The 18,654-nt window shown below is 59.6% G+C and carries 14 protein-coding genes and 3 pseudogenes; 16 read left to right on the forward strand and 1 reads right to left on the reverse strand.

All coding sequences use genetic code 11. The features are described from left to right. Positions 1–137 precede the first annotated feature (137 nt). Positions 138–1,344: pseudogene (locus EJ077_RS01125) on the forward strand (IS3 family transposase). 13 nt (positions 1,345–1,357) lie between these two features. On the opposite strand, the pseudogene EJ077_RS01130 reads toward EJ077_RS01125, so the two are convergent. After that, positions 1,358–1,475, reverse strand: a pseudogene (locus EJ077_RS01130) (transposase); the annotation flags it as partial. A gap of 492 nt (positions 1,476–1,967) precedes the next feature. Here EJ077_RS01130 and queC point away from each other — a divergent pair. The 15 genes and pseudogenes from queC (at position 1,968) to EJ077_RS01200 (ending at position 18,648) form a co-directional block, all read left to right on the forward strand. Further along, the gene (gene queC, locus EJ077_RS01135) at positions 1,968–2,666 is read left to right on the forward strand and encodes a 7-cyano-7-deazaguanine synthase QueC (RefSeq protein ID WP_063170389.1); all 699 of its coding nucleotides are present in this window, start codon (positions 1,968–1,970) and stop codon (positions 2,664–2,666) included. After that, positions 2,666–3,022 carry a 6-carboxytetrahydropterin synthase QueD gene (gene queD / locus EJ077_RS01140; RefSeq protein WP_126063824.1) on the forward strand — a complete coding sequence of 119 codons (357 nt, stop codon included), beginning with the start codon at positions 2,666–2,668 and terminating at the stop codon, positions 3,020–3,022. The genes queC and queD overlap by 1 nt, the downstream gene beginning before the upstream one ends. 5 nt (positions 3,023–3,027) lie before the next feature. Next, positions 3,028–3,753, forward strand: a complete 726-nt coding sequence (gene queE / locus EJ077_RS01145; protein ID WP_167498746.1) for a 7-carboxy-7-deazaguanine synthase QueE — start codon at positions 3,028–3,030, stop codon at positions 3,751–3,753. A gap of 770 nt (positions 3,754–4,523) precedes the next feature. Then, complete coding sequence (locus EJ077_RS01150) at positions 4,524–5,276, forward strand: carbonic anhydrase (protein WP_126063825.1); 753 nt, start codon at positions 4,524–4,526, stop codon at positions 5,274–5,276. 160 nt (positions 5,277–5,436) lie between these two features. Then, positions 5,437–5,633, forward strand: a pseudogene (locus tag EJ077_RS31720) (7-carboxy-7-deazaguanine synthase QueE); the annotation flags it as partial. Positions 5,634–6,684: 1,051 nt separating this feature from the next. Next, positions 6,685–7,578, forward strand: coding sequence for a nitrogenase iron protein (gene nifH / locus EJ077_RS01155; RefSeq protein WP_024505261.1), 894 nt, complete (start codon positions 6,685–6,687; stop codon positions 7,576–7,578). Positions 7,579–7,665: 87 nt separating this feature from the next. Further along, a complete protein-coding gene (gene nifD, locus EJ077_RS01160) occupies positions 7,666–9,168 on the forward strand; it encodes a nitrogenase molybdenum-iron protein alpha chain (protein ID WP_024505262.1) in 1,503 nt (500 codons plus the stop codon). A gap of 129 nt (positions 9,169–9,297) precedes the next feature. After that, positions 9,298–10,839, forward strand: coding sequence for a nitrogenase molybdenum-iron protein subunit beta (nifK, locus tag EJ077_RS01165; protein ID WP_126063826.1), 1,542 nt, complete (start codon positions 9,298–9,300; stop codon positions 10,837–10,839). Between the two features lie 61 nt (positions 10,840–10,900). Further along, positions 10,901–12,376 (forward strand): nitrogenase iron-molybdenum cofactor biosynthesis protein NifE, encoded by a 1,476-nt coding sequence (gene nifE, locus EJ077_RS01170; protein WP_095489376.1) that lies wholly within the window; start codon positions 10,901–10,903, stop codon positions 12,374–12,376. A gap of 8 nt (positions 12,377–12,384) precedes the next feature. Continuing rightward, entirely contained in the window at positions 12,385–13,737 is a 1,353-nt protein-coding gene (gene nifN / locus EJ077_RS01175) for a nitrogenase iron-molybdenum cofactor biosynthesis protein NifN (RefSeq protein ID WP_126063827.1), read from the forward strand. Beyond that, positions 13,734–14,231 (forward strand): nitrogen fixation protein NifX, encoded by a 498-nt coding sequence (gene nifX, locus EJ077_RS01180; RefSeq protein ID WP_063169371.1) that lies wholly within the window; start codon positions 13,734–13,736, stop codon positions 14,229–14,231. Before nifN ends, nifX begins: the two co-directional genes overlap by 4 nt. A gap of 16 nt (positions 14,232–14,247) precedes the next feature. Then, positions 14,248–14,727 carry a NifX-associated nitrogen fixation protein gene (locus EJ077_RS01185; protein ID WP_024505267.1) on the forward strand — a complete coding sequence of 160 codons (480 nt, stop codon included), beginning with the start codon at positions 14,248–14,250 and terminating at the stop codon, positions 14,725–14,727. Next, the gene (locus EJ077_RS01190) at positions 14,724–15,539 is read left to right on the forward strand and encodes a response regulator transcription factor (protein WP_063169370.1); all 816 of its coding nucleotides are present in this window, start codon (positions 14,724–14,726) and stop codon (positions 15,537–15,539) included. The genes EJ077_RS01185 and EJ077_RS01190 overlap by 4 nt, the downstream gene beginning before the upstream one ends. Before the next feature lie 95 nt (positions 15,540–15,634). Continuing rightward, positions 15,635–16,507 carry a universal stress protein gene (locus EJ077_RS01195; protein WP_126087041.1) on the forward strand — a complete coding sequence of 291 codons (873 nt, stop codon included), beginning with the start codon at positions 15,635–15,637 and terminating at the stop codon, positions 16,505–16,507. 842 nt (positions 16,508–17,349) lie between these two features. Then, entirely contained in the window at positions 17,350–18,648 is a 1,299-nt protein-coding gene (locus EJ077_RS01200; protein ID WP_208699260.1) for a lysine N(6)-hydroxylase/L-ornithine N(5)-oxygenase family protein, read from the forward strand. The last annotated feature ends 6 nt before the right edge of the window (positions 18,649–18,654 follow it).

Here is an 18,654-nt window from a genome sequence, read left to right on the forward strand (position 1 = left end):
ATCCAGGTCATATCCTGCGGCTTTGAAGTAGTTGGCACATTCGGCTGGGGTGAAGAGGTCGACGACCGCGCCGAGGCCTTGCCCCTCTGATCTAATCCGGTTTGAAGTTCGTTCTGGCCCATCCAGAGGATCAGGACATGAAACGCAGCCGCTTCTCTGAAGAGCAGATCATCGGAATTTTGAAGAAACACGAGGCCGGGGTATCGGTTGGCGATCTGTGCCGCAAGCACGGGGTCAGCGACGCCTCGATCTACAATTGGAAGGCCCGCTTCGGCGGGATGGATGTCACCGAGGCTCGGCGACCTGAAGGGCTGGAGGACGAGAACACGCGCCTGAAGCGGCTTCTGGCCGACGCCATGCTCGACAATGCCGCGTTGAAGGACCTTGTGGGAAAGAAATGGTGACGCCCGCCGCCAAGCGGAAAGCTGTCGCTCGCCTGAAGGAAGGCTTCGGGATGAGCAAACGGCGGGCGTGTAAAGCCATCGGCTGTTGCCGCATGACGGTTCGCTACCAGACCAGCAGGCCGGACGACCGGGAGGTTCGCGAGCGGATGAAGGCGATCGCGCAGGAGCGTCGCCGGTTCGGCTACCGGCGTCTTCTCGTGATGCTGAGGCGGGAGGGCCTGGTCGTGAACCACAAGAAGCTGTTCCGGCTCTATCGGGAGGAGAAGCTCGCCGTTCGCCGCCGTGGCGGCCGCAAGCGGGCGATCGGGACCAGGGCGCCAATGCTGGTGCCGCTGAGGCCCGACGAGTGCTGGTCGCTCGACTTCGTATCGGACCAGCTCACCGACGGGCGCCGCTTCCGCATCCTGGCCGTCGTCGACGACTGCACGAGACAGTGCCTGGCACTCATCGTTGATACGTCTCTCTCGGGCATGCGGGTTGCCCGCGAATTGGACCGGCTCATCACTAGCGCGGCCGGCCCAGGATGATCGTCAGCGACAATGGCAGCGAGTTCACCTCGAACGCCATCCTCTCCTGGGCGGATCAGAACCGCGTCGAATGGCATTACATTGCGCCCGGCAAGCCGATGCAGAATGGCTTCATCGAGAGCTTCAACGGCCGACTGCGCGATGAACTGCTCAACGAGACGCTGTTCACCTCGCTGGCTCAGGCGCGCGTAGCCATCGCCCTGTGGCACGCCGACTACAACACCGCGCGGCCGCACTCCCAAATCGCCTGGCAGACCCCGGCCAAGTTCGCCAGCACCTTCAATCCGCGACGGTCGCTCGCGCTGCGCTATGCCAAAGGCTCCGCGCCAGCGCCCGTCGCTTCACCCGCCCAGCAGGGCACAACCCACGCCGGAAACGAACTCAAAACTGCTGGGGCAACGTCAGTCCCATAGAGCCTTGATGGTCGGCCTTTGCTCGCAGCAGCGCCTTAGGTTGGGCGAAGGCGTTCTCAATCGGATTGAAGTCGGGACTGTAGGGCGGCAGGTAGAGCAGGCTCGCCTGCGGCCTCAATCGCGCCGCGCAGGGTTCTCCAGGCGGATGTCGCCAATGTCAAATTTGCTGGCATCCATGTCGCCCTCGCTTTCTGGTTCGAGATCGGAAAATCGCCGAATAATCAGCACATCAACCTGCGCCTGAAGGAGCTCACTGCCACTTTCGGCTGGCGGGGTGTGCCGCCCCACAATTAGAATGTCAATTGTCGTGCCAACCGCACAAGCGAAGGCCAGAAAGCCAACATGTGTTCTGCGGCTTAATTAAGAGTCAGCCGATGTCGGCCGAACATCACCTTGTCTCGAAGTCGACGATCCGACAGCAGATTGCGAAAGTTGGCGCGATGCGAAACAAACTGCTGAAGCGCTCAACTTTTATTGATCACGCGTGTTGGACGCGACGCACTCCCGTTCCAATCGGGCTGAGCGCAAATTCTCCCGGTTCACAAAACTGAGTCGCTGGAGTAGTGGGGGCGCAGAGAAATCTCCGGTCGCAGCCTTACCCGGTCAAAACAAGGATACCAATGATGAAGACTCTCGCCGTCTGCTCTGGCGGATTGGACTCCGTTTCCCTTGCTCACATGGTGGCAGCGGAGCACGAACTCACCGGCCTTCTATCTTTCGACTATGGCCAACGGCACAGGAAGGAATTGGGCTTCGCCGCTCTTTGCGCGCAGCGACTGAAGGTCCCGCACCAGATCATCGACATCGGCGAAATTGGCCGTGGCCTTTCCGGCTCAGCGCTGACTAGCAGTATCGACGTGCCGGACGGCCACTACGCCGAAGACACGATGAAGATTACGGTGGTGCCGAACCGCAATGCCATCATGTTGGCAATCGCCTTCGGTCTCGCCGCCGCCCACAGCGCCGAAGCGGTGGCGGCGGCCGTGCATGGTGGGGACCATTTCATCTATCCCGATTGCCGTCCGGCCTTCATTGAAGCTTTCCAGACAATGCAAGACCGCGCGCTCGACGGCTATGCGCAGATACGCCTCTATGCACCGTATGTGAATCTCGGAAAAGCTGACATTGTTGCGGATGGCGCAAGATACGGCACCCCGTTTGCTGAGACCTGGTCCTGTTACAAGGGCGGCGTGCGTCACTGCGGACGATGCGGGACCTGCGTCGAGCGGCGCGAAGCGTTCCATCTCGCCGGGCACGCTGATCCCACCGACTACGAGGACGCCGATTTCTGGCTTGAGGCGCTGCGCAGGAGGCGCGCGTAATGTTCCACATCACCAAGGAATTCCACTTCTCGGCCTCGCATCAGCTCACCTCCTTGCCTCCCAACCATCAATGCGCGCGCCTGCACGGGCATAACTATGTCGTCGTAGTGGAGCTGTCGGCCAAGGAACTGGACGCCCACGGCTTCGTGCGCGACTATCACGATCTGGCGCCGCTCAAACGCTACATTGACGAGAGCTTCGACCATCGGCACCTCAACGACGTGCTGGGACATGAGAAGGTCACGGCGGAATGCCTGGCCAGACATTTCTATGAATGGTGCAAGGCACGTCTGCCGCAGACCGCGGCCGTGCGCGTTAGCGAAACACCGAAAACTTGGGCGGAATACCGTCCGTGACCGACATGCATCCCGCAATCCGTGTGAGCGAGATATTCGGGCCGACTATCCAGGGCGAGTGCGTGCTCATCGGCTTGCCGACGGTGTTCATCAGAACCGGCGGATGTGATTATCGCTGTTCATGGTGCGACAGCCTTCACGCGGTGGACAATCAGTATCGCCATGAATGGCTACCGATGCCGATCGATGCCGTGTGGCAAACCGTCCATGCGCTTTCCGGCGGCAGGCCGGTTATGGTCTCCTTGTCAGGCGGCAACCCGGCCATTCAGCCGTTCGGTCCCCTCATAGAACGCGGCCATCGCGAGGGCTATCGTTTTGCACTGGAAACGCAGGGTTCCGTGGTGAGGGAGTGGTTTGCGGATCTTGACGTGCTGACCCTTAGCCCAAAGCCGCCGTCCAGCGAGATGACCACCCGTTGGGCTGCGTTTGATGCATGCCTCGAAGCGGCGCAAGAGAAGCCGCAAATCGTGCTCAAGCTCGTCGTTTTCGACGAGAGTGACTATGCCTACGCCAAAGAAGTCGCGGCGAGATATCCGCACCTTCCGATCTATCTGCAACCCGGCAATCACACGCCGCCGCGCCCTGGCAGTGAAGACGCCTCTGTCGACTTGGACGGAATAATGATGCGAATGGAATGGCTTGTCGAAAGGGTGACTAGCGACAGGTGGTTCGAAGCCCGCGTGTTGCCGCAGCTGCACGTTCTGCTTTGGGGTAACAAGAGGGCGGTCTAGTCTGCGGCTTGCGTCGCACCGGAAGGCCGGGCTCCAACGGCTTGGCAGGCTCTCTTCGCGTGCCGAGTACAGCCGAGCTTTGTTCGCGTCAGCGGTCTCGCGATTGTGCGGCTGGAAACCGCCCGGACACCCCGCTGCCGGCGTGTGTCACCTTGACTCCGATGAGCTGTCGTCACGCAAAGTTGAAATCCGCAAGAACTGGCCTTCTCGCCCCACCTGCTCCGTCGCAAGCACGTCATCCCCTCATCCTTGTCCAGCTCTTATCGATGTATCTCATTGTCCGGCCTGACGCACGACTGTCAGCATGGGAATGCATCCATTGCGCAAATGCCTTCCATAAAGAAGATCGATTTCCTCACTGGCCCAACGTGAAATATAGCAACGTTTTCGTGGCGTGGGTCGGCTGCGTCGGGAGTAGCGATGAAAACGTATTAGGGTCGCCTGCGTCTCCTTGGGCAGCGAGTGTAAAGTATAGCGATGCGGCCTCCGGCGCGAACGGCAGCCGCGCAGTGATCACCTTCGCCTGTGCCTTTGCGGCGGGGGTCAAGCGCTGGTCTGCTCAAATTTTTTATCGTTTAGCTGGTTGAAACTGCTCCCGTTGCGGGCTGCAGAAGCCGGCCAGCCGAGAAACGGCAGCCGCACTTATGAAAGCACGCCAAGGCATGCGGGCATCTATCAGTTGCAAAGGACAATACTGGCCGCGCCGATTGGCCATCACGCGTCCATTAGGGCAGCCACCAACATCAGTTCGCAAGAGGAGCAAAAGTAATATGTATCGTCGTCACCTGATCAAAGGGTTGGTTGCGCTCGGCGCATGCCGGATTTGCGTTCAAGCCGCCCAAGCGACCAGTGCCCATTGGGGGTACACCGGTCCGGTCGGACCGGAGCACTGGGCTGATCTGGATAAGGAAAATTTCGTATGCTCTGCCGGCACGCAGCAATCGCCGATCAATATCAACAGCGCGGTCAAGGCGGATATCCCGCATATCGCCATCGGCTGGCACAAGGGCGGCGGCAATATGGTGAACAACGGCCACACCATTCAAATCAATATGCCACAAGGCAGCACGCTGACCCGCAGCGATCGTGTCTACGAACTGGTACAGTTCCATTTCCATGCGCCAAGCGAACATCACGTGGCGGGCAAGAGCTTCCCGATGGAGGTGCATTTCGTTCACAAGGACACGCAAAGTGGTACTCTGGGCGTGCTGGGCGTCTTTTTAACGCCCGGCGCGACAAATGCCAGCTTTGCTGCCCTTGCTGCGGCCTTTCCCGAACTGCCGAATGGGGAGGTGACGATCGACGAGGTGAATCCCAACTGGCTTCTGCCAGCCTCGCTTGGCTATTGGACTTATGAGGGCTCACTGACGACGCCGCCGTGCACCGAAAACGTCGAGTGGATGGTGGCGATGGAACCGGTTGACGTTGATCCGGCAGACATCCAGCGATTTGCCTCCCTCTACCCGTCGAACGCGCGCCCTATTCATTCACCCAATCGACGCTTCATCCTGCGCCAGAGTTGAGCGCCGCCCCAGCGGTTCCGCACGGTCCAACATTCTTGGCACAAGTTGGCGCGAAGCCTCCTCTTCCGGTCTGGCGGTCTGACGGCGCTCCCCAAGCTGGCTAGTCTAAATGATAGGGATTCGGTGCCGACACCACTCGTCCCAAAGACGTCGCGGCGAGGTTTGTCTGCAACCCGGCAATCACACGCCGCCCCGGCGTGGTAATGAAGACGTCTCTGTCGAGTCCGACGGAATATGATGCGCATGGAATCGCTGGTAGAAAAGGTGACCAGCGACAGGTGGTTCGAAGCCCGCGTCTTGCCGCAGCTGCACGTTCTACTCTGGGGTAACAAGAGGGTGGTGTATACCTTCTCCTAGCTTCGCCGCCAACTACTCGGTTTTCCGAATTGCTCTCTATATTCTTGAAGACGATGCGTTCGTTAAAGACATGTGCTGCGCACCTGGTGTAAAAGCTGCTCTCATCATGCAGAGGTCAAGCCAGTCGGGCTCATCCGAGGCTATGGCCGTGAGCACTGTTCAGTTCGGCAGAGAGGGCGCTTTTGTACACACTTTGCGATCGTGGCGGCCCCGTGGGCAGATCTGCAAGCTGCCGCGACACTAACCTCTCGAAGCCCGCCCGCCCGCCTGTTGATGCGTGTCTCCCAGTAAGATTCCTGTCCAAGAACGTGATAATCTTCTTGCCAGTGTTGTAGCTGATGTTGCCCTTGATGCCGCAGCCTACCGCGGCGGGACCAAACTCAATGGCAAGCAGGCCGGCTAGGATCGTGCAGCCAGTCGCGAGCCTCGCCCACAACGGGGTCTCACGCGCATGAGGGCGCCGACCATGGGTTCGGCGGTTCGTACGCGTATAACACGTATCTTTCTGAAAAAATCAATGCTCTCGGCTAAGCTACTGAATTATTTGGCTTCCATATAGCGCGTCGGCGGAACCAACTTGTAGACGGGCTATGAAAGGTTAAGCGCGGATGTCTATCGGCCGCCGGCGTTCCCGCTCTGTAAGCCTGCCTGAACTACCCGCGCCGCGGTCAAGCCCCAGGCTCCTGCTCATCCAGCGACCGCCCGATCAATGGCAGGCTGGAAAGACAAGAGCCGATGTCTTCCGATGGTCTCGCCATCAGCTTTGGGCTAACTTCCCCATTCTCCCGCTTCGAGCTCGACACACGGCGGTTTGGATGGCGCACGACAATCTGTGTCGGCTTTGTCGTGTCCGTGACAGACGCCTGAAAGGCCCGTTCGCGCGTTTTGCCGCCGTCTAAGCGGCTGGAATTTAATGACAAAGTTTTTTCTGGGATCGGCCGATCACGCTGGTACGCTTTTTGCGATGCTTGGTGTGAGGCGGCACGAGCTGCCTATCGGCACTTGTGTCGCGGGCAGTCGCGATGATTAGAACGAAGGAAGGAAAGCTATTATGTCAGGTCTGCGTCAGATCGCCTTTTACGGAAAAGGCGGCATCGGCAAGTCCACCACGTCCCAAAATACGCTCGCTGCCCTTGTCGACCTCGGGCAGAGAATCCTCATCGTAGGATGCGACCCCAAAGCCGATTCCACACGCTTGATCCTGAATTCGAAAGCTCAGGATACCGTCCTGGATCTCGCCGCACAGGAAGGTTCGGTGGAAGACCTCGAACTCCAGGACGTGCTCAAGGTGGGCTACAGAGGCATCAAGTGCGTGGAGTCCGGCGGCCCCGAGCCGGGTGTCGGTTGCGCCGGCCGCGGCGTCATCACCTCGATCAATTTCCTCGAGGAGAATGGCGCTTATGACGATGTCGATTATGTCTCCTATGACGTCCTCGGCGACGTGGTATGCGGCGGCTTCGCCATGCCGATCCGCGAAGGCAAGGCCCAGGAGATCTATATCGTCATGTCCGGCGAGATGATGGCGCTCTATGCCGCCAACAACATCGCCAAGGGCATCCTCAAATATGCCCATTCGGGCGGTGTGCGGCTGGGCGGGCTGATCTGCAATGAACGTCAAACCGACCGCGAACTCGATCTGGCCGAAGCACTGGCTGGCCGATTGAATTCCAAGCTCATCCACTTCGTGCCCCGCGACAACATCGTCCAACATGCCGAACTCAGGAAGATGTCGGTGATCCAGTACGCGCCGGACTCAAAGCAGGCAGGGGAATACCGCGCTCTGGCCGAGAAGATCCACGCCAATTCGGGCCAGGGTACGATCCCGACGCCGATCACCATGGAGGAGCTGGAGGAGATGCTGCTCGACTTCGGCATCATGAAGACCGACGAGCAGATGCTTGCCGAGCTTCACTCCAAGGAAGCGGCGAAGGCGGCGGCCCAGTAGTGACATTAGCGCTGCCGTGAATCGGCGCGCCTTGCAGAGAACGGCGCCTATTCTTTGAGGCGTCACCCAACCTTGAAAGGGGGACTCATGAGCCGGGAATACGAGAATGACGGTGCTCTTCATGCGAAGCTTATCGAAGAGGTGCTGTCGCATTATCCCGACAAGGCGGCGAAGCGCCGCAAGAAGCACCTCAACGTCGCAAAGAGCGGCAACGAGGCTGGCGGGGAAAGCGAGGTCCTTTCCGAATGCGACGTCAAATCGAACATCAAGTCCATTCCCGGGGTGATGACGATTCGCGGCTGTGCATATGCTGGTTCGAAAGGCGTGGTGTGGGGGCCAGTCAAGGATATGGTCCATATCTCGCACGGCCCGGTCGGCTGCGGCCAATATTCTTGGTCGCAGCGCCGCAACTACTACGTCGGTACAACGGGCGTCGACACGTTCGGGACAATGCAGTTCACCTCCGATTTCCAGGAGAAGGACATCGTCTTCGGCGGCGACAAGAAGCTGGAACAGATCATTGACGAGATTGAAGTCTTGTTTCCGCTCAACAACGGCATCACCGTGCAGTCCGAATGCCCTATCGGCCTGATTGGCGATGACACCGAGGCCGTTTCTCGCAAAAAGACCAAGGAGTATGACAAGACGATCGTGCCGGTACGCTGCGAGGGCTTCCGCGGCGTCTCGCAGTCGCTTGGCCACCACATCGCCAATGATGCAATCCGGGATTGGGTCTTCGACAAAAAGGATGTCAAGTTCGAGGCCGGCCCCTACGACGTCAACGTCATCGGCGACTACAATATCGGCGGCGATGCCTGGGCCTCGCGCATACTGCTTGAGGAGATAGGGCTGCGCGTGGTTGGCAACTGGTCGGGTGACGCCACACTCGCAGAGATCGAGCGCGCCCCGAAGGCTAAGCTCAATCTTATCCACTGCTACCGGTCGATGAATTACATCTGTCGGCATATGGAGGAAAAGTATGGCGTCGCCTGGATGGAGTACAATTTCTTCGGTCCCTCCCAGATCGAAGCCTCTCTGCGCAACATAGCCAAGCATTTTGGGCCGGAAATCGAGGAGAAGACCGAAAAGGTCATTGCCAAGTACAGGCCGCTTGTTGATGCGGTCATCGCCAAGTACCTGTCGCGCCTGGAAGGAAATACCGTGATGCTCTATGTGGGCGGCCTGCGCCCCCGCCACGTCGTCACGGCCTACGAGGACCTCGGCATGGTCATCGTGGGCACCGGCTATGAATTCGCCCACAGCGACGACTATCAGCGCACCGGCCACTACGTGAAGAACGGCACGCTGATCTACGATGACGTGACCGGCTATGAGTTGGAGAAATTCATCGAAGGGATTCGCCCAAATCTGGTCGGCTCGGGAATCAAAGAAAAATACCCGGTGCAGAAGATGGGCATACCGTTCCGCCAGATGCATTCCTGGGATTATTCAGGCCCGTATCACGGCTACGATGGCTTTGCCATTTTCGCACGTGATGTGGATCTCGCCATTAACAACCCGGTCTGGGACCTATTCCACGCGCCTTGGAAAAGAAGCCGGGGCGATGAGCGGGCGATGGCTGCCGAATAAACATTTGCTTCAGCCCCAGTCTCCCACTGAGACGGTGAACTCCCGCGGCCTCTGATCCGCCGGAGCCTGGAACGTCTTGACGTCCTGAGCTGCCGTCCCGCGCAGCCAGATGCAAAAGAGGTAATCATCATGCCGCAGTCGGCTGAAAAAATTCTCGATCACGCTCCCCTGTTCCGCGAGCCGGAATACAGAAAGATGCTCGCTGAGAAGAAGCTAAACTTCGAATGTCCGCACCCCGATGAAATCATTTCCGATCAGCGCGATTTCACCCAGACGTGGGAATACCGCGAAAAGAACCTCGCCCGCAAAGCGCTTGTCGTGAACCCGGCCAAGGCCTGCCAGCCGCTGGGTGCGGTATTCGCTGCCGCCGGCTTCGAGCGAACCATGTCCTTCGTCCACGGCAGCCAAGGTTGCGTCGCCTATTACCGCTCGCACCTGTCGCGCCATTTCAAGGAGCCTGCCGCGGCGGTCTCCTCCTCAATGACCGAGGATGCGGCGGTGTTTGGCGGCCTGAAGAACATGGTCGACGGGCTCGCCAACACCTACCAGCTCTACGACCCCAAGATGATTGCCGTGTCGACGACCTGTATGGCAGAGGTCATTGGCGACGACCTGCACAGCTTCATCCAGAACGCCAAGGACGAAGATTCAGTCCCGCGCGACTTCGACGTGCCCTTTGCCCACACCCCGGCCTTCGTTGGCAGTCATGTCGACGGCTATGACAACATGGTCAAAGGCATTTTGGAGCACTTCTGGAAAGGTCAGGAGCGTACGCAAATCGAAGGAACCATCAACATCATTCCGGGCTTCGACGGCTTCTGCGTCGGCAACAACCGGGAGCTCAAGCGCCTGCTCGATGTAATGGGCGTGTCCTATACATTGATCCAGGATGCCTCTGACCAGTTCGATACGCCTTCGGACGGTGAATACCGCATGTATGACGGGGGCACGAAGATCAACGAGGTGAAGAAGGCCCTCAACGCCGAGGCAACGCTTTCGCTGCAGCATCACAACACCCGAAAGACACTGGGCTATTGCGAGGAGGTCGGGCAGGCGACGGCCTCGTTCCACTATCCGCTCGGCGTTCAGGCGACGGACGAATTCCTGATGGAGGTCGCGGCGATTTCCGGCAAGGAGATTCCCGAGGCAATTCGCCTCGAGCGCGGCCGACTGGTAGACGCCATGGCGGACAGCCAATCCTGGTTGCATGGTAAGAAATACGCCATCTACGGTGATCCCGACTTCGTTCACGCAATGGCCCGCTTTGTCATGGAGACCGGCGGCGAGCCAACCCATTGCCTCGCCACCAATGGCACCTCGGCATGGGAAGCCGATTTGAAGAAGCTGCTAGCATCCTCGCCTTTCGGCAAGGCTGCCCAGGTTTGGGCGGGCAAGGACCTGTGGGCGCTGCGCTCACTGCTCTTTACCGAGCCGGTGGACCTTTTGATCGGCAATTCCTACGGCAAGTACCTGGAGCGCGACACCGGAACACCGCTGATCCGGCTGATGTTTCCGATCTTCGATCGGCACCATCATCACCGCTTTGCGCTCTTTGGCTACCAGGGAGCGTTGCGCGTGCTGACGACGATCCTCGACAAGATCTTCGACAAACTCGATCGCGAGACGAGCGAGACGGGTGTGACGGATTATTCCTATGACCTCACGCGCTAAGAGCCGTGGCCGGCTTTTCGCCGAGGCCATTCCTTGCCCAATGGACTGGGGAGGCTGAGCAATGTCCTCCCTCAGCGCCAAAATCAAGGACGCCTTCGATGAGCCCGCCTGCGATAAGAACCGTGGCAAAGATGCCAAGGCGCGCAAGGAGGGCTGCTCGAAGTCGCTGACACCAGGGGCGGCAGCCGGCGGCTGCGCCTTTGACGGAGCCAAGATCGTCCTGCAGCCGATCACCGACGTTGCGCATCTGGTCCATGCGCCGCTCGCCTGCGAGGGCAATTCTTGGGACAACCGTGGTGCGGTTTCGTCAGGGCCGACCTTGTGGCGGACAAGCTTCACGACCGACCTCACCGAACTCGACCTTGTGATGGGGCAGGGCGAGCGGAAACTCTTCAAGGCGATCCGCGAGATCAAGCACACATACGCGCCGCCGGCGATCTTCGTCTACTCGACTTGCGTAACGGCGCTGATCGGTGACGACATCGAGGCCGTGTGCAAACGCGCCACGGAAAAGTTCGGTTTGGCCGTGGTGCCGATCAATGCGCCTGGCCTGGCAGGCTCCAAGAACCTCGGCAATAAGCTCGCCGCCGAGGCGTTGCTCGATCATGTCATCGGCACGGTCGAACCCGACGACCCCGGACCCTACGACATCAACATCCTTGGCGAATTCAACCTCTCGGGCGAATTCTGGCTTGTAAAGCCGCTCCTCGATCGGCTCGGGATCCGGGTGCGCGCCTGCATTCCCGGCGATGCGCGTTACCGCGACATTGCTTCCGCGCACCGCGCCCGGGCGGCAATGATGGTGTGCTCGACCGCGCTGATCAGTCTTGCCCGCAAGATGGAGGAGCGCTGGGACATCCCGTTCTTCGAGGGCTCCTTCTATGGCATCTCCGACACATCGCAAGCTCTTCGAAACCTTGTCAGGCTGCTGGTGAGGAAGGGCGCCGATCCGGAGATCCTCGAGCGCACAGAGACGCTGATCGCGCAGCAGGAGGCGATCGCGTGGAAGAAACTCGAATCCTACCGGCAAAGGCTCCAAGGCAAGCGCGTGCTGCTCAACACAGGCGGTGTGAAGTCCTGGTCGGTTGTCCATGCGCTGATGGAGATCGGAATCGAGATCGTCGGCACCTCGATCAAGAAATCTACGGTGCAGGACAAGGAGCGCATCAAACAAGTTCTCAAGCACGACAAGCACATGTTCGAATCCATGGCTGCGAGCGAGCTGTACGCCATGCTCTCTGAACACAGGGCCGATATCATGCTGTCGGGCGGTCGCACGCAATTCATTGCGCTCAAGGCCAAGACGCCCTGGCTCGATATCAACCAGGAGCGCCAGCATCCTTATGCCGGCTATGACGGCATGGTGGAACTCGTACGCCAGATCGACCTCGCCATTCACAATCCGATCTGGTCTCAGGTGCGCCAGCCGGCCCCGTGGGATTGCCAGCCTGAGCTGATAGGCGAATTGCCGTGCACGAGGAACGAGACCGCGTACCTGTTTGATGAATTCGCCTGCGCGACGGCACACGAGTGTTGAGGCGACCGATGGCCCGCATCCTTCCCCAGAGCAAATCGGCGGCAGTCAACCCGCTGAAGTCGTCGCAGCCGCTGGGTGCCGCCTTTGCCTTTCTTGGCGTCGACGGTGCGATGCCGCTGTTCCACGGCAGCCAAGGCTGCACAAGCTTTGCGCTCGTTCTCTTCGTGCGGCACTTCAAAGAAGCGATTCCCTTGCAGACTACGGCGATGGATGAGGTGGCGACCATCCTCGGCGCAGCCGACCATCTGGAAGAGGCGATCCTCAACCTCAAGAACCGCACGAAGCCAACGCTGATCGGGGTGTGCACGACCGCGCTGGTGGAGACGCGTGGCGAAGATTGCGCGGGTGATATTGCCAACATCATGCGGAAGCACACGCAACAGCTTGCGGGTACGGAGGTCGTGCTGGCCAACACGCCGGATTTTGACGGCGCGATCGAAGAGGGCTGGGCCAAGGCAGTCACCGCAATGATCGAAGGGATTACGCGCTCGGGCGAACGGGCGCGGCACCCGAAGAAGATCGCAATCCTGCCCGGATGCAACCTCTCTATCGCCGACATCGAGCATATGCGGGACATGGTTGAAAGCTTTGGGCTCAAGCCGGTTATTCTGCCCGACATTTCAGGCTCGCTCGACGGTACGGTTCCTGACCGCTGGGTAGCGACCACATACGGCGGCACCAGCGTCGAAGACATTCGCGAGTTGGGCACGGCCATGCAATGCATCGCCATCGGTGAGCACATGCGCCGCCCGGCGAAAGCGCTGCACGGGTTGACCGGCGTGCCTTACGTGTTGTTCCAGTCACTGACTGGGCTGCAGGACACGGACCGCTTCGTGTCGCTGCTGTCTGCGATTTCGGGCGCGGCGGTACCGGCCCGCGTGCGCCGGCGCCGGGCGCAATTGCAGGACGCGATGCTCGACGGACATTTCCATTTCGGCGGCAAGAAAATTGCCATCGCTGCCGAACCAGACCAGCTGTTCCAACTTGCGACCTTCTTTGCTGGCCTCGGCTCCGAGATAGCCGCGGCCGTCACAACGACCGACAGGTCTAAAATTCTCGAGAAAGTCCCGGCGGTTTCGGTTCAGATCGGCGATCTCGGCGATCTGGAAAGTCTTGCCGTCGGTGCTGACCTGCTTGTCACGCATTCGCACGGGCGCCAAGCATCGGAGCGGCTCCGAATTCCGCTCATGCGCATCGGGTTCCCGGTCTTCGATCGACTAGGCAGCCAGCACAAGCTCGCAATTCTCTATCAGGGCACCCGCGACATGATCTTCGAGGTCGCCAGCATCTTCCAGGCCAACCAACACGCGCCCACTCCTGAGGCGCTTGATCCACTCCGTAATCGAGAAATATCACGATGAACGCTGTTCGCCGCCTCTCGCTGGTCAGTAGTGAGGTTTTCGCCCCGATGCCTGAACGACGTAAGGGCGCATTGCGCGTTGCGATCGCCACTCAGGACATGCAGGACCTCAACGCCCATTTCGGGTCGGCCAGGCGCTTTGCTGTCTACGACGTGACGCGCGAGGAATGGAATCTCGTAGAAGCCGTGGCCTTCGATGACGTGTCCGATGAAAGCGGGGAGCATCGGGCCGAGCGCGATGATCGCATCACGCCAAAGGTGGATGCGCTCAAGGGCTGTCAGATCCTGTTTTGTCTGGCAATTGGCGGCCCTTCGGCAGCCAAGCTTGTCGCGGCAAAAATCCACCCGATCAAAGTGGCGGAGCCCCAATCGATCCCACAGGTGCTCTTGCGCACGCAGATGATGCTCAGGACGTGTCCTCCGCCTTGGCTGCGCAAGGTGCTGGCGCGAGCGGGCATTGCCGAAAAGAAACCGTCCTTCGAGGACGAGGACTGAAAAGAGGAGGACGCCAATGCCTGACCCCGCAATCCCCCCAGCTGTCGCCGAAGACGAGGCGGCTCTTTGCACCCCGTTCGTCAAATGCCTCGTGCGGCTGATCCGTTCTCAGGATTCCTATGGCTCGTGGGAACGCAAAGCGGACGCTGAGCTGCTGGGCGACTTCATCATTACCAAGGAACAGCGCCGAGGGATCCCAATCATCGGAGATCCCGATCCCGACGTGCTGTGGAGGCTCGACAAGTACTACGCCGCCATCGGGCTTGCGATCGAGGAGCGCTGCGGCCTTATGGCATCGCCGATGATCCAGGTGAGCCATGAGGGTTTTGGTCGGGTGCTTTTCACGACCGGACGGCTGGTCGTTTTGTCCAAAACGCTGCGCGATGTCCACCGGTTTGGCTTCGAGACGCTCCTGAAGCTCGCCACGGCCGGTACGAAGCTGGTCGACGATGCGATTTCAGTCATCGAAACCTTTCCCCACGTGGCGCTGGCATGATGGGCGCGATTTTCGAGAAAGGCCATCATGACGGACCCGAGAAACTATGTTGGCCAGTCCCCTCGATCCAGGGACTCGAGGCCGACCAGGTTGTTGGGGTATCGCCGATGAAGAAGCCGCTGGTCCTGATCTGCTCGCAAGATGCCGAGTTCTATCTGCTCTACAGCCACATACTGGAGGTTGACGGTTTCAGCAGTGAGACGGCAGACGGCGCGAAGGCTGCGCTGGCCTTGGCCGAACAACGGGAGCTTCAGGCCGTAGTGCTGGATTGCGACCCAGCCAGCATAAACGGGTCCGCAATTTGCGCCCACCTCAAGCGGGAACCGCGCACCACCGACCTGCCTATCATCGCCCTGATCGCGCCTGGCGCCGAGCACCAGCACCTCGATCTCTTGAAGGCAGGCGTTGAGAGCTTTGTGCGGCCGGTGGCTCCGGCCAAGCTGCTCGACTGCCTGCGGGCGAGGCTCGGGCTGACCAAGCGTGGTCCGAACGGGGTTGAAAACGACAGTTGGATTTGTTGTGGAGGCCTGGAGATGAAGCTCGATGCCCATCGGGTTCGCGGTAATGGCCACGACATCCATCTCGGACGGATCGATTTCAACGTGCTGCGGCTTATGATTGAGGCCCCCGGCAAGGTCTTCAGCCGGGACGAGCTTATCGGGGCGGCCTGGCTGCCCAACATTCATGTCGGTGCACGCACCGTCGATGTCCATATCAGCCGAATCAGGAGGGCGCTGAAAACGGCCTTGCCCGGCAGCGTCATTCGCACCGTCAGGTCGGCCGGCTACTCGCTCGAGAAGCCGGACGACTGAAATCGGTGATCGAACGTGGTGCCGCTCTCTCTTCCTCCTGAGAGCGGTGTTGCCGCTTTGAGGCGCTCCTAACGAAGACCAGGAGAAGCAGGCAAATGGAATTTAAAAGCATATTCAGTGTGACGGGTGCTGATCATTCTGATGAGGACCTCACAACAGCTGCCGGACTGTGTGCCGAGGTCGGCGCGCACCTATCGGTACTCATTATACCGCCTCCATTGCTCTTGATGTTGTCTCCGCCCCCCGAATGGAATACAGGACGTGCACAGGCAATTGCAGTACCGAACTATCGATTTCAGCAAATCGAGAAATTTTCACAGGACGTGACCAGAATGGAAAGACGGTCCGCGGATATCCTCAAAAGGCTGAAAGCTATGTCGCTTTCCTGTGACGTTGACACCGACTATTGCGATCCGGCTAGCCTCGGTGAAGTGGCACGACAGCGGGCGCTCTGCGCTGACCTGACGATCGTTGGAGGAGACCTCCTCAACGATGAGACTCTCGGACCTCCTGTTGTCAACGGCTGCTTGTTCGATAGCGGAAAGCCGGTGCTCATCGTGCCGAAGGGCGTTAAGGCGACGCTGTCGCCTCGACGCGTGCTGGTCGGCTGGGATTCGCGTGTAGAGGCCTCGCGTGCGGTTCGGGAAGCTCTTAGTATCCTATCCGCTGCCAAGGAAGTCTGTGTCGCTATGGTCGATCCAAAGGCGCAAAACAACGGGAAAGGCGCGCAGTCTGGAGCTGACATCGCTGCCTATCTTACTCGGCACGGTGCTCGGGTCTCCGTTGACCTGCTTAAGAGCGCCGGCAAATCGGCGGGCACAGTGCTGACCCAGCACGCGAACGACATCTGTGCTGACATGATGGTTATGGGTGCTTATGGCAGCCGTGGGCTGCGTGAGCGGATTTTCGGCGGTCCGCCGAGCTGGAGCTTTGGGAAGACCACATTGCCGCTGTTTTTGGCTCGCTGATCAGCTCCGTAGGAACACCGATCAGGTCGTAGGACCGCCAACCAGTCCGAAGTCGTCGTCGGTTACCGGTCGGATTGCGGAGACATGGCTGGATCCGCGAACATCTTGCGACGCTTGTCAGAGCCAAACCGGACGCCTCGACTGCTTCACGACGCTCTCGTGAACCAACTCGTGCGAGATCGTCCGCAACGGGCAGTAAAGACGAACGGCTGCAGCAGACCGCAGCCAAGCCACAGGGCGGGTGTACCAGGAGACCCCGCCTCGTGCGCGAACCCTGTTGGAAGGCCCCTTATCAGTACCCGGACGCGCGTCAAATCGGCGGCTGTCCCTGTCAGCCTGCGGTGTGCAAGGGCCGCTGCCGCGGAGCTTCCCCTGCCCGATCGTCGGGCGTGCGACAATGTCGGATTCCAGACGAGCTGGAACTGCGCGAACTCGTTGGTTTGACAGGTCTTTATCCGGCACGCCGCATGCATGGGAGTCTCCGAAAGCATTAAGAGCCGTTATCCATGGTTACGCCCCTCGAAAGAAAGAGCCGCTTCCGTCGTGGCAGGGAAACAGCCACTCCTGGGGTGGAGGCCGGCGCTAGAAGCCGCCGTAAGATCCGGAAGAGCCGCGCGACAGCATCACACACTTTCCTTCTGCTCTTGGGTTCGGATCACGCCGCGCCGCTGTCGATGCCGCCGACATTGAGCCCAAGACCTGGAAGGCGGCACACGCTTTTGCTGTCCTCTCAGTCGGGACCGCGGCTCAAGCATGCCTGTGAGGTTCGCATTGCTCAATGCCCGGCAATCGACGTCAACATGCCGCTGAGTTGGAAAACACTCCTAGAGGAGTAAGGATAAGTGGACCTCTTTTGTATTGGTGTGGGTGCTGGACCATCTAATTTGAGCCTTGCGTGTCAGATACAGGAAGAGATTGCGCAAGGGGCACTGTTCCTGGACCGGGAGGTCGATTTCCGAGGACATCCAGGCAGCGCTTTCGATTGCGCGGAGCTCCAGGTCGGCCACTTCCAGGATCTGGTTACTCTGGTCAATCCGCGATCAGCCTACACATTCGTAAACTACCTCCACGAGAACGGGCGTCTTTACAATTTCCTCAATGCGCCATTTCACGGGGTGCTTAGAGCCGAGTTCGCCCAATATCTCAACTGGGCGTTCCAGAAGAATCCGCTTGTCCGTGGCGGCGAGGCCGTTCGCGAAATCCGCTTTGACGGCGAGTTTCGCGTGCGGACGGACAACGCGGTCCTTGATGCAAGAAACCTCGTCATCGACATAGGCAAGCAGGCGCAAATTCCGCCTCAGTTTCATGGCTGGACTGGACCCAACCTGTTCCACTCATCTGAGTTGGCCCACATCAATCCTGAGGTGCAAAAAAAGCATGTCTGCGTTGTTGGCGGCGGACAGTCGGGAGCCGAGCTGCTACTGCACCTTGTCGGCCGGCCGAAAGAACGGCGGCCCGCGGCGATCACATGGGTCTTGACGCGCGAGATGCCTTTCGACGACCACGCGTTCACAAACGGGCTGTTCACGCCATGCTTCTCGGATCGTTTTGCTGCGATGAGCGAGGTGCATCGACAGCTGTTCCTGCGGCGTTTCGCGCTTGCCTCCGAGGGCATTTCAGAAAGCAAGTTGCGCGCGGTCTATCAGGCGCTCTACCACCACGCCTTTCTCGAGCCACACCAATGCGAGATCACATTGCGGCCAAGTTGCAACGTGTCGCGCTGCATCAATGCCGGAGCAGGGCACAGGCTCACGCTGCAACGCGGCTTGGACAACATCGGAGAAGTAACCGCCGATATCGTCATCCTGGCCACCGGGTACGAGAAACCGCTGCCGGGTTTCCTAGAACCGATCGCAGATCGCCTCGAACAGATCGGCAATGAGCTCGCCATCGGCGAGGATTTTTCGGTGTACTGGGACGGACCGCGAGACCGACGCCTTTTCGTTCAGAACGCCTGCCTTGGACAGCGCGGGCTGGCTGATCCGAACTTTGGGCTGCTGGCCTGGCGAGCGCGCCGCATCCTTGACAGCCTTCTGCGGCGCGCGCCATGCGCCAATCCCGAGCATCTAGGGTTCATCAACCGTCCCTTGACGGAGTGCTGGCCCGACCTCGGAGTCGAACAAATGGGCAGCGGGATATGATTCGTC

It is taken from the genome of Mesorhizobium sp. M8A.F.Ca.ET.057.01.1.1, assembly GCF_003952565.1.
Taxonomy (GTDB): domain Bacteria; phylum Pseudomonadota; class Alphaproteobacteria; order Rhizobiales; family Rhizobiaceae; genus Mesorhizobium.